Origin of the sequence: Hydrogenovibrio thermophilus (assembly GCF_004028275.1) — a bacterium.
Classification (GTDB): Bacteria; Pseudomonadota; Gammaproteobacteria; order Thiomicrospirales; family Thiomicrospiraceae; genus Hydrogenovibrio; species Hydrogenovibrio thermophilus.
In genome coordinates, this window is the sequence record NZ_CP035033.1 from 757447 (window position 1) to 769309 (window position 11863).

The following is an 11863-nucleotide window of genomic DNA, read 5'->3' on the forward strand; positions in this document are numbered from 1 at the left end:
TGTTTGAACACCTATAAGAAATTAACCAGCAAGTTAATCAGAACGTAAATCAAAAAAGGGTTGCCATGTATCTTGTTGCAGGGTTGGGAGTGACCGGCCAAAGTGTACTGAAATATTTCACCAGTCAGGGCGAAGCCTGTTACGCTTTCGACACCCGTGAGCAGCTTGACACGAGCGAACTTCAGGCACAGTTTCCTGAAGTGCAGTTTAAGACCGGGCAGATTCCCCCCAGTTGGTGCGATAAAATCGATACCATCGTATTGAGTCCGGGCATTGCCAAGTCCGAACCCTGGGTCAAAGCGTGTATTCAAGCCGGAAAGGAAGTCATTGGCGACATCGAGTTGTTTGCGCGTGCTGCCGGCCAACCGATTGTGGCAATTACCGGTTCCAATGGGAAAAGCACGGTCACCACCTTGGTAGCGGAAGCCTTGAGTGAAGCCGGTTATCAAGTCGGTGTGGGCGGCAATATTGGTTGTCCGGCGCTGGATTTGTTGACCGATGACACCGAATTCAATGTCTATGTGCTCGAACTGTCGAGCTTCCAGCTGGAAACCACCTATTCGTTACGAACCATCTCTTCAACGGTTTTGAATATTTCAGAAGATCATATGGACCGTTACGTCGGCCTGGAAGATTATATTCAAGCAAAAATGACGGTGTTGAACGATACCGAACTGGCCGTGTTGCCGCAGGAGTTCGAAATTTTGCATATGGCTAAACCGGATGAAGAAGTGCGTTTCGGACTGATGGAAGCCGAACGTCTGCCGGAAAAACGTTATGGTCTGATTACCCGAAACGGCCAGGCCTGGCTGGGTTGGGAAGACCATCCGTCGGTGCCGGTTTCTGCTATGGCGCAACAGGGGATGCATCACCAATTGAATGCCTTGGCGATGATGGCCTTATGCCGTCCGTTTCAGGTGTCGGATGCGGTGTTTGAAAAGGTTCTAAGTCATTTTCAGGGGCTGCCGCATCGCACTCAGTTGGTATTGGAAGCGGACGGGGTTCAGTGGATTAACGATTCCAAAGGCACCAATGTCGGCGCTACCGTCACGGCCATTGAGTCCGCGGCGGAAGCCTCGAAAGGTCGAGTGATTTTATTGGCCGGCGGTGTCGGTAAAGACGCCGACTTTTCCGAATTGGGCGACGCGGTGGAACAGTATTGCCGTCAGGCGGTCCTGTTTGGTCGGGATCGGCAATTGATTGCTCAGAGTTTACCGCCGGCTAAAACCGTCTTTGTGGAAACGTTGGAAGAGGCCATTCAGTTGGCAAAGTCGGTCGCGAAAGCAGGTGATATCGTGTTGTTTTCACCGGCGTGTGCCAGTTTTGACCAGTTTAAAAATTACGTTGAAAGAGGCTTGGCCTTTGAAAATTGGGTGCATGAAACCGTGGGCGGCTTGCCCAAGGTGGCGCCATGAGCGTTCGGGATTGGCGTGAACACAGTGCCGGTTGGCAGACCGATTATTGGTTGATTGGTGCGATAGCGGTGTTGATGACCCTCGGGCTGGCGATGGTGGCGTCGAGTTCGATTGCCATCAGTGAAAAACGTTTCGGGGACGATACCCATTATTTTTTACGGCAATTGTTTTCCATGGGGTTAGGGACTCTGGCCGCTTACATTGTTTTCCGAATCCCTTTGTCTTTTTGGCGAAAGCATCGTGGTCAGCTGTTTATTTTGGGCTTGGTCTTGCTGGTGGCGGTGCTGATCTTCGGGCGGGAAATCAACGGCAGTAAACGTTGGTTGCCGCTGATCGTCATGAATTTCCAAGTGTCGGAGTTTATGAAAATCGCTGTGGTGGTGTTTATGGCCGGCTACTTGGACCGGCACGCCACCGCCGTGCGGGAAAGCTTTGAAGCGGTGATTCGCCTGGCGTTACCGTTCGGGGTGATGGCGATTTTGCTCTTATTGGAGCCGGATTTCGGCAGTACCTTCGTGATCGCGGTCATTATTACCGGTATGTTATTGATTGCCGGCGCCCCCTGGCGTTTCTTCGCTATGACGGTATTGCCAATCGGCACCTTGCTGGTGATGATGGTCATTACCTCGCCGTACCGTATGGCGCGGGTGACCAATTTCCTTGACCCCTGGTCCGATCCGTTTGGTCACGGTTATCAGTTGACGCAGGCACTCATTGCGTCCGGTCGTGGTGAATGGTTTGGGGTCGGTATCGGTGAAAGTGTGCAAAAGCTGTTGTATCTTCCGGATGCGCATACCGACTTTCTGTTCTCGATCTATGCCGAAGAGTTCGGGTTGCTGGGGGTGGCGTTTCTGATTTTGCTGTATTTGTTTATTCTGCACCGTTGTTTCCGCATCGGTGGGAAGGCGTTTGACAAGCAGGAATACTTCGGCGGTTTGATTGCCTATGGTGTCGGTATTTGGGTGGTGTTGCAGGCGATGATTAACATGGGCGTGAACCTAGGGCTTTTTCCAACCAAAGGCCTGACCTTGCCTTTGATGAGTTATGGCGGTTCCAGTGTGTTGATTTTGATGGCGGCATTGGGGTTGGTGCTGCGCGTCGATTATGAAACCAAACAAAAACCCTTGTCGGCGCTGGAACCGGAAGAGACACGTGAAATGGAACGGGAGGCCGCGAGATGAAACGGGTGTTGATTATGGCCGGCGGAACCGGCGGGCATGTGTTTCCGGGTATTGCCGTGGCACAGGCCTTGGCAAAGCAGGGCGTGGAAACCGTTTGGCTGGGGACGGCCGGCGGAATGGAAAAAAATTGGGTAGAACAGGCGCAATTACCGTTTTATGCCATTTCCATTAAAGGGCTGCGCGGCAATGGTTTAGTGGGGTGGTTGAAAGCGCCGTTTAATATTGCACGTGCCTGGTGGCAGGCCAGAAAGATTATTTTGCAAACGCAGCCGGATTTGGTGCTGGGCATGGGGGGCTTTGTATGTGGCCCGGGCGGTTTGGCAGCTTTGTCGTTAGGGAAAAAGCTGGTGCTTCATGAGCAGAATGCCATTCCCGGTCTAACCAATAAATTGTTGGCACCGTTTGCTAAACGGGTAATTTGCGCCTTTCCACAACACAAAATTCAGGGCCGTCAGGTGGTTCAGCTTGGCAACCCGGTTCGCGAAGGTTTGGAAACCTTGCCGACGGTGAGGCCGCATCATCCGCGTCAGCTGTTGGTCGTCGGTGGTAGCCGTGGGGCTTTGGCGTTGAATGAAACGGTTCCAAAAGCGCTGGCGTTGTTGCCGCCGGACGTGCGCCCTTGGGTGCACCATCAAACGGGTGAGAAAACACTGGCCGCCGCGCAACAGGCGTATGCCGAGGCGGGGGTTGAAGCCGAAGTCGTCCCTTTTATTGACGATATGGTTCAAGCGTATCGCGAAGCCGATTTGGTGATTTGTCGATCCGGCGCCTTGACGGTCTCGGAATTGATGGCGGCGGCCCGTCCGGCGATTATGGTGCCTTATCCACATGCGGTGGACGATCATCAGACGGCGAACGCTGGCGCATTGGTGGATTTGAAAGGTGGGGAAGTGATTCAGCAAACCGAATTGACGCCGGAGCGATTGGTTCAAGGATTACAGCATTGGTTGGATGAAACCGTCTGCCGCGACGCTTCCGAATCGATTCGAGCCGGCGCGCCGAAAGCCGCCACTGAACGCATTGTCGCGGAATTGGAACAGGTGGCGAAAACGTCTTGAGGCATGATAATACTGAAAGGAGCAAGCATGACGAATAGCGTGACATCGACACCACAATTTCCAGATTTAAAGCATAAACGCATTCTGGTTACCGGCGCATCGAGCGGTATCGGTGCCGGGATGGCGAAAGTCTTGGCGCAAGCCGGATGCCGGTTGGTGTTGCACTACAACCGCAATGAGACCGGTATCGAACAGACGCTTGAAGCGGTACAGGCGATGGGGGCCGAAGCGGACGTCTTGCGGTGCGATTTTGCGGAGCTGTCATTGGTTCAACCCTTTTTTGACCAGGCCTGGTCGATTTTCGATGGGTTGGACGGGTTGGTGAATAATGCTGGCGTGGTGACCAAATCCTTGAGTTTGAAAGACAAACAGGGCGATCAGTTCAATCGAACCCTGGCGGTGAATTTACAGGCGCCGTATTTGTTGAGTACCGCCTTTGCCGATGCCTGTAAGCAAGCCGGGCATAAAGGTGCGATTGTCAATAACAGCAGCATTCACGGCCAGGCGACGTGCGAGTGGTTTGCCGCTTACGCCGCTTCCAAAGCGGGGATGGATGCCATGACCAAAGTCCAGGCTGTGGAATGGGGGCAGTTCGGGGTGCGCGTCAATGTACTGGCACCCGGTGTGGTGCCGGTGGAACGAACGTTTGATGTGTTGTATCGTCCGGAAATGGAACGTAAATGGGTGGGTGCCATGCCTGTCGGACGTTATGGTACGGTCGAAGATATGGGGATGGCGACGGCCTATTTATTGTCCGACGCCACGGAATGGATGACCGGTTCGATTCTGACGCTGGATGGCGGCTTGATTGCCCGAGGGCATTATCCGTATCGCGATTAAATCGAGCAGAACTCGGAAATGAGATAAAGAGATGACGTTGCTTGTGATTTTGCCATTGGAAAGGATGTGGTATTTTTTACCGGGTCGAGAGAAAATCATGACAAAATTTTGACGAACATACGGAAAAAGCTGTATTTTTATAAAAGCCACGGATGTGGCTTTTTTCATTTTTAGATGTTAAATCTATTGTTTTTAAAGGTTTTTTGGTTTTTTAAGAATCGGCTCTGAAAAGACGTTTCTTAAAGTGGCACTGGCCTTGCTTGTTGCCACTATCGAATCAATGGTTTCAAAGTGGAATGGATATGGAAAAGTTTTTACAGAAACTCACCATTAAACAAAAAATGCGTTTCGGCTTCGGGGTGATTTGGGCGGTATTGGCCATTATCACCATTCAGGCCGCGGTGAATTTGTTTATTGTGCGTCAGAATGTGGAAGAAGTGGTGGAAGTGCGTCAGCCGATTGCGCTGCAAGCCAATGCCATGACCAATGTGCTGGAAAAAAGCATGAATGCCTTGAGCATGTATATGCTGACCGGCGATTCGGAAAACCTCCAATCCTATGCGAAAGGCATCGAAGCGTCCGAAGCCATGTTGGTCCAACTGACCGAAAAAATGAGTGGTGAAACCTCGGCCGAAGATATGGCGATTTTGAAACGTATTTCAGAAGACCTGAAACGCTTGCCGCAATTCATCGAGCAGGTACAGGTGTTCCAAGCCGATCGCAGTAAAAAGTTCCCGGCCTTCGATTTCGTGAATCGCGAAATGATGCCTTATGCCGTGATTATCCAGCAGCAAATCAACTTAATGCTGAACTCGGAACTGGCGGACTTGAATGCCGAGCGTCAGCCGATTCTTAATACCTTGTTGGGCATGCAGAAAGATTGGCTCAACGTGCTGAGCGGTTTGCGCGGCTATGTGGCTTTCCGTAACGAAGGCATGGCCGCGGATACGGAAAATTATCTGAATTCGTTCGAGCGTGCCTTGGAGTTCATGATGACCCAACAGGATTACGAACTGACGTTGGAAGAAGAAGACGGGGTGGAAAAAGCCAAGACCGCTTATGAAGCTTACCGTGAAAACTTTATGCGTTTGAAGCAGATTCATCAGGGACCGAAGTGGCGGATGGACACCTGGATGATGAAGAACCAGATTCAGCCGGTTTTCTTGGCGCTGGAACACGATTTGGAAACCATTTCCACCAGCTCCGTCGGCCATATGCAAGAAACCAGTCAGGATGTATTGGACAGCACTCTGCGCAATCTCATCTTATTGTTGAGCTTGTCGGTCATCGGCCAGTTGGTGGGCATGCTGATTTCGCGTAAAGTAACCAACTCTGTGGTGCGCCCGGTGATTCGTTCCGCCAATGCGATGAAAGACATCGCTTACGGCGAGGGCGACCTGACTCGTCGTTTGCATGTGGACGGCAAAGATGAACTGGCCGATTTGGCACGTTACTTCAATGAGTTCATTGGTCGTATTCAGGATACATTGCGTGAAGTGACGGAAACGGTTCGCGAGCTGGAAATTTCGTCGCGCGGCCTATTGGAAGTGTCGCATGAAGCCAAAGAAGGCGCGGAACAGCAGTTGGCGGCGTCGCATCAATTGACGCATTCGATGGTGAGCATGTCCGAGAAAGCGAAGAGTGTGGAAGACCATTCGCACAATACATCGCGCGCCACGGATCAGGCGGCGGCCAGAGTCAAAGAAGGTGGCCAGGTGGTTAAGGATGCCGCGGAAGACATTCGTAATGTGTCTGAAGGCATGGAAAAAATCACCCAGGCTGTCATGCAGTTGAGCGACGACAGCCAGACCATCAGCACGGTCATCAATGTGATTCGCGAAATTGCCGAACAGACCAACTTGTTGGCCTTGAACGCGGCGATTGAAGCGGCGCGTGCCGGTGAGCACGGGCGTGGCTTTGCCGTGGTGGCCGACGAAGTTCGCGGTCTGGCGCAACGAACTCAGGAGTCTACGGTCCAGATTGAACGTGTGATCGAGAAGATTCGTAAAGCCACGCATGAGACCGTGAAAGTGGTTGAGCTGGGGCGCGAAACCACTCAGTCGGGCTACGAGTCGGTGATGACGGTCGAGCGCGTGTTGAGTCCGGTGGTGATTTTGATGGACGACATTAACAAAATGAGTTCGGAAATGCTGACGTCGGCTCAGTCTCAGACCGGTTTGGCCAAAGAAGTCAACGAGCACATTAATCAAATCCATAATGTGACCGAGCGGACGGTGGAAGGTACCGTCAATACCGAATCGTCCAGTAATCGTCTGCAACAGTTGGCGGATAAACTGGATCAACTGGTCCACCAGTTCAAAATTTGATTTTCGAGTCTTGTACGGTTTTGAAAAAGCGGTCTTTGGGCCGCTTTTTTTATGGGCGTATTGCTGGTCCAAAAACCGAAAGCCACCAGGCCTGGCGGTTTTGTCTGTTTTAGGATTCACGGCGCGAAATCCTAGTTTTTTGTGTCTGATAACGGTATGATTAAGTCCGTTTTAAATTCCCTTTCCTAAGAGATTCCAAGAGAACGTATGTGGACTTATCCTGAAATCGATCCCGTTGCCCTCAGTCTGGGGCCCTTGCAAATTCATTGGTACGGATTGATGTACCTGTTCGGCTTTGCTTTCTTTTGGATTTATGGCTCGCTGCAGGCCCGTACCTCGCCGAACTGGAATAAGGATCTGGTGAGTGACTTCCTGTTTTACGGCGCTCTCGGGGTGATTCTCGGCGGCCGTCTCGGTTACATTCTGTTTTATGACTTGGCGCACTATCTGCAACAGCCGCTGGACGTTTTTCAAGTTTGGAAAGGCGGCATGTCGTTCCACGGCGGTATGTTGGGGGTGATTCTCGCATCCTGGCTGTTCGCGCGCTATAAGATGAAAGTATCGATTTTCGTGGTGTCGGATTTTGTGGTGCCGATGGTGCCGGTCGGACTGTTTTTCGGGCGAATCGGTAACTTTATCAATGGCGAACTCTGGGGGCGTACCACCGACTCTAACCTGGGAATGAAAGTCTATGACCCGACCGTACAACAAGTGGTCGCCAAGTATCCGACGCAGTTATTGGAAGCCCTTTTGGAAGGGCTGGTATTGTTCATTATTTTATGGGCTTATACCCGTCAACCACGCCCTTTGGGCGCGGTGTCCGGTTTGTTTGTCGGTTTCTACGGGTTGTTCCGTTTTTACGTGGAATTCTTCAGAATGCCCGACCCGCAGCTCGGGTACCTGCTGTGGGGCTGGGTGACGATGGGGCAGATTTTGTCCCTGCCGATGATCCTGCTCGGGTTCGGTTTGGCGGTTTGGGCCTATCGTCGCAGCCCGGTCGTCAGACCTTGAACGGCGTGAATATATATTAAGTAAATGAGGTAAGCATGAAACAGTATCTGGAATTGTTGAAACACATCACTGAAAACGGTGTACAGAAAGGCGACCGGACCGGCACCGGAACGCGTTCGGTGTTTGGCTATCAGATGCGTTTCAATCTGCAGGACGGCTTTCCGATGGTGACCACCAAGAAGCTACACTTGAAGTCGATTATTTATGAATTGCTGTGGTTTCTGAAAGGGGACACCAATAATACTTATCTGAAAGAGCACGGCGTCCGAATCTGGGACGAGTGGGCGACCGAAAACGGTGACTTGGGACCGATTTACGGCAAGCAATGGGTGGCTTGGGAAAAGCCCAACGGCGAGACCATCAACCAGATTGCGGAAGTCATTGAAACGTTGAAAAACAATCCGAACAGTCGCCGTATGTTGGTGTCTGCCTGGAACCCGGCGGATTTGCCGGACGAATCCATGAGTCCGCAGGAAAACGTTCAGCAAGGACGAATGGCTTTGGCCACCTGTCATGCGTTTTTTCAGTTTTACGTTGCGGACGGCAAATTGTCCTGCCAGTTATATCAGCGCAGTGCAGATACCTTTTTGGGTGTGCCGTTCAATATCGCCAGTTATGCCTTGTTGACGCACATGATTGCGCAGCAGGCGAATCTGGATGTGGGCGATTTTGTCTGGACCGGCGGGGATGTGCATCTTTATAACAACACCTTGGAACAAGCAGAGCTGCAAATGGCTCGTACGCCTTATGCGCTGCCGAAACTGGTCATCAAACGCCGCCCCGAATCGATTTTCGATTACGAATTCGATGACTTCGAAGTGGTGGGCTATGAGTCGCATCCGCACATCAAGGCCGAGGTGTCGGTATGAAGCTTGCTAATGAATTGAAAGGATTGAATATTTCCTTGATTGCCGCGATGGATCGGAATTTGGTCATCGGGGCCGATAATCAAATGCCATGGCATTTGCCGGATGATTTGAAGTTCTTCAAGGTCAATACGTTGGATAAACCGGTGATTATGGGACGCAAGACTTTCGAGTCTATTGGCTCCAAAGCCCTGCCGAAACGCCGTAATCTGGTGGTGACTCGTCGGGACGATTTTTCCGCGTCGGGTGCCGAGGTTTTCGATTCGTTGGAAACCGCGGTGCTCAGTTGCTCGGATGCCGATGAAATTATCATTATGGGCGGTGGGGAACTGTATCGGCAAATGTTGCCTTATGCCAATAAACTTTATGTCACCTTGGTGGATGCCGATGTGGCGGGCGATACCCATTTCCCACAGTGGTCGGAGTCGGAATGGGATGAAGTCAGCCGGGAAAAACATCCTCAGGACGAGCGTCATGCCTTTGCTTTTGAGTTTGTGATTCTGGAGCGGACCAAATAAGGAATTGGTTCTATAAGTCGACCCTCTCTCGTCCATAAGGAAAATCAATCCTGTAAACGGTTATTTTCTATAGAATGACCCATTAAAAAAAGAACCTTTACTTCCCTGTAACAGTCGTATTTTCAGGGAAAATATTACAGAGTGGATCGAATAAGAAATGGGAATCAAAACTAGAATGTTCATTGGCATCTTCGGTGCCGTCCTTTTCCTGCTGGCCTCAAACCTGGTGGCGCAGTATGTCTTCGGGGAAACATCCAAAACCATCAATCAAATTGTCAATGTCAATGAAGTGAAAGTGGCGTTGTTGAACCGCCTGAAAAACTTGGCGGACGAACGGGCGATTTTGTCACGCGATTTGGTGGTATTGGAAAACGAAGAATTGATTCAAACCTCACGAGCGCGTTTGACGGAAACCGCCAATGAAATCGCCGAGGTGTTCGATGCCTTGGAAAAAGCCAGTCTCGATCCGAAAGAGCAAGCCTATTTCGATGCCATCCGCCAAAATGTCGTGTCCGCGAATACGGCGTTCGGCAGTTTTATGGTGATGGTGGATGAAGGCTTTATTGAGGATGCGGTGGATATTTTGGTCGGAGAGTTCGGTTCCAAGTATCAAGCCTTTTCCGACATCGTTTCCGAGTTCAAAGTCTATGAAGAAAACAAAAACAAGGCGTCCGTCAACGGTTTGGCTGAGCAGGAATCCTTCGGAACCTCTTTGCTTTGGGGGGTATTGATTGCCAGTGTGGTGATCTTCTCGATAGCCGGTACGATCGTCGCACGCAGCTTTATGAATCCGATTAACGCCATGCGGGAAACCATGGCGAAGATTATCGAAACCGGAGAGTTGAATCATCGTGTTGAAGTCTATTCCAAAGATGAACTCGGAGAGACGGCGCACTCCATTAACGACCTCTTGAAAACCATCCACGATGCGATTGATGATGTGAACAGTGTGATGCACGAGGTTTCAAACGGCTCGTTCCACCGTAAAATCGAGCATGAATATCAGGGCGATTTCATGACCTTGAAGCAAGGTGTGAATGAATCGGTGGTGCAGATTCATAATATGGTGCAGATGCTGCGTGATACCGCTGCGAATTTGCGAAATGGTGTGCTGAAGTCGGTGAAGGCGAGCGATGTCGAGCTTAGCGGGGACTATGCCAGTGTCATGGGCGACTTGGAAATTTCCATGAATCAAATGGCGAAAACGGTGAATGATATTTCCGTCACGCTGGGCGCTTTGTCACACGGGGACTTCTCGAAACGGGTGGAAACCGATGCGCGTGGTGAATTTACCGTTTTGAAAGACGCCATCAATACCACCGTCGAAGGATTGGAAGCCTTTGTGGAAGAGGTGGCCGTGGTTCAGACTCGCATCAGTGAAGGGGATTTGACCGAGCAGGTATCCGGACATTACCAGGGTAAGATGGCGGTCCTGAAAGACAGTTTGAACAGTTCGACGCGCAATATGTCGGAAATGATCGGTAAGGTCGGTGAAGTGACGCGGCTGGTCGCGGACGAATCCCGTAGCATTGCCGATGGCAGCGAGTCGATTTCCAACCGCATTCAGCAACAAACGGTGTCATTGGAGCGGACTTCAACCCAGATGATGCAAATGACCAATACGGTTCGAAATAACGCCGACAGCGCCAATAATGCGAATCAGATGACACAGGAAGCCCAACAGAAGTTGGAGGATGGGGTTGGCATCATGCAGAAAGCCCTGCAGTCAATGGACGAAATGAGCGAAGCCAGCCAGAAAATCAATGACATCATTACGTTGATTGACGGTATTGCGTTTCAGACCAATTTGTTGGCCTTGAATGCGGCGGTGGAAGCGGCCCGAGCCGGTGAGCACGGTCGCGGTTTTGCAGTGGTGGCCGGTGAGGTGCGTAACCTGGCTGGAAAATCGGCTGATGCGGCGTCGGAAATCAAGAAATTGATTGAAAACTCGGTCAGTATCAGTGAGCAGAGCGGTGATTATGTCCGCCAAACCAGTGATGCTTTGACGCACATCAATACCTCGATGGGGGAGATTTCCGCGATGATTTCGACCATTGCCAAGGCGAGTAACGAACAAGCCGAAGGCATTGATAATGTCAGTCAGGCGATTAGCGAAATGGACACGACCACTCAACAGAATGCCGGTCTGGTTGAAGAAGCGGCCGCCGGTAGTCAGGACTTGCTGCAACAATCTTCCGACCTGCTCGGTTTGGTGAGTGAATTCAAGGTCGATCATACGGTGTTGGAACGGGTGCATAAGTTACAGCAATCTGCGTCGGCGCAAGAATTCGATAAAATGGTTCAGGCACACTTGGCCTGGAAAGCGAAAATTCGTGGTTTCGTCGATGGCATGGACATCGGTGTGACTTATGAAACCGCCACCGACCACACCGCCTGTGTGTTAGGAAAATGGTATTACGGTGAAGGGCAGGCGTATGCGCAATTGCCACTGATGCAGGAGCTTGGCAAAGAGCACGAGGAAATGCATCAAGGCATCAAGAAAGTCATGGATGCCAAGGAAATCGGTGATACCGAAATGGTGGAAGCCGGCTTGGCCCAAGTGGACGACAAATCCGAAAAAGTGGTGGCGATTCTCCACCAGTTGATGGATGAGGTCGGTTGATTCTGGGTTGGCTAACGGCGATGA

The 11863-nt window shown here is 51.1% G+C and carries 9 protein-coding genes; all 9 read left to right on the plus strand.

What is annotated here, in order from left to right; genetic code table 11:
* The first annotated feature begins 65 nt into the window (after nt 1-65).
* The 9 genes from murD to EPV75_RS03520 all read left to right on the plus strand — a co-directional run bounded on the left by murD (nt 66) and on the right by EPV75_RS03520 (nt 11839).
* Nucleotides 66-1415: a UDP-N-acetylmuramoyl-L-alanine--D-glutamate ligase gene (gene murD / locus EPV75_RS03480; RefSeq protein WP_128384477.1), complete on the plus strand. Its 1350-nt coding sequence runs from the start codon at nt 66-68 to the stop codon at nt 1413-1415.
* Complete coding sequence (gene ftsW / locus EPV75_RS03485) at nt 1412-2596, plus strand: putative lipid II flippase FtsW (protein ID WP_128384478.1); 1185 nt, start codon at nt 1412-1414, stop codon at nt 2594-2596. Before murD ends, ftsW begins: the two co-directional genes overlap by 4 nt.
* Nucleotides 2593-3654 (plus strand): undecaprenyldiphospho-muramoylpentapeptide beta-N-acetylglucosaminyltransferase, encoded by a 1062-nt coding sequence (gene murG / locus EPV75_RS03490; protein WP_128384479.1) that lies wholly within the window; start codon nt 2593-2595, stop codon nt 3652-3654. Before ftsW ends, murG begins: the two co-directional genes overlap by 4 nt.
* A 27-nt stretch (nt 3655-3681) precedes the next feature.
* Nucleotides 3682-4494 (plus strand): SDR family NAD(P)-dependent oxidoreductase, encoded by an 813-nt coding sequence (locus EPV75_RS03495; protein WP_128384480.1) that lies wholly within the window; start codon nt 3682-3684, stop codon nt 4492-4494.
* 302 nt (nt 4495-4796) lie between these two features.
* Nucleotides 4797-6821, plus strand: coding sequence for a HAMP domain-containing methyl-accepting chemotaxis protein (locus tag EPV75_RS03500; protein ID WP_127120042.1), 2025 nt, complete (start codon nt 4797-4799; stop codon nt 6819-6821).
* Nucleotides 6822-7028: 207 nt separating this feature from the next.
* Nucleotides 7029-7832: a prolipoprotein diacylglyceryl transferase gene (lgt, locus tag EPV75_RS03505; protein ID WP_128384481.1), complete on the plus strand. Its 804-nt coding sequence runs from the start codon at nt 7029-7031 to the stop codon at nt 7830-7832.
* Between the two features lie 35 nt (nt 7833-7867).
* Nucleotides 7868-8701 carry a thymidylate synthase gene (locus EPV75_RS03510; RefSeq protein ID WP_128384482.1) on the plus strand — a complete coding sequence of 278 codons (834 nt, stop codon included), beginning with the start codon at nt 7868-7870 and terminating at the stop codon, nt 8699-8701.
* Entirely contained in the window at nt 8698-9216 is a 519-nt protein-coding gene (gene folA / locus EPV75_RS03515; protein WP_225972385.1) for a type 3 dihydrofolate reductase, read from the plus strand. The genes EPV75_RS03510 and folA overlap by 4 nt, the downstream gene beginning before the upstream one ends.
* Nucleotides 9217-9373: 157 nt before the next feature.
* Nucleotides 9374-11839, plus strand: a complete 2466-nt coding sequence (locus tag EPV75_RS03520; RefSeq protein WP_128384483.1) for a methyl-accepting chemotaxis protein — start codon at nt 9374-9376, stop codon at nt 11837-11839.
* Nucleotides 11840-11863: the final 24 nt, after the last annotated feature.

What these genes read in the sequence shown, in the direction of transcription:
- murD (WP_128384477.1), top strand. Translation starts at nt 66, where the DNA reads ATGTATCTTGTTGCAGGGTTGGGAGTGACCGGCCAAAGTGTACTGAAA.
- ftsW (WP_128384478.1), top strand. Translation starts at nt 1,412, where the DNA reads ATGAGCGTTCGGGATTGGCGTGAACACAGTGCCGGTTGGCAGACCGAT.
- murG (WP_128384479.1), top strand. Translation starts at nt 2,593, where the DNA reads ATGAAACGGGTGTTGATTATGGCCGGCGGAACCGGCGGGCATGTGTTT.
- EPV75_RS03495 (WP_128384480.1), top strand. Translation starts at nt 3,682, where the DNA reads ATGACGAATAGCGTGACATCGACACCACAATTTCCAGATTTAAAGCAT.
- EPV75_RS03500 (WP_127120042.1), top strand. Translation starts at nt 4,797, where the DNA reads ATGGAAAAGTTTTTACAGAAACTCACCATTAAACAAAAAATGCGTTTC.
- lgt (WP_128384481.1), top strand. Translation starts at nt 7,029, where the DNA reads ATGTGGACTTATCCTGAAATCGATCCCGTTGCCCTCAGTCTGGGGCCC.
- EPV75_RS03510 (WP_128384482.1), top strand. Translation starts at nt 7,868, where the DNA reads ATGAAACAGTATCTGGAATTGTTGAAACACATCACTGAAAACGGTGTA.
- folA (WP_225972385.1), top strand. Translation starts at nt 8,698, where the DNA reads ATGAAGCTTGCTAATGAATTGAAAGGATTGAATATTTCCTTGATTGCC.
- EPV75_RS03520 (WP_128384483.1), top strand. Translation starts at nt 9,374, where the DNA reads ATGGGAATCAAAACTAGAATGTTCATTGGCATCTTCGGTGCCGTCCTT.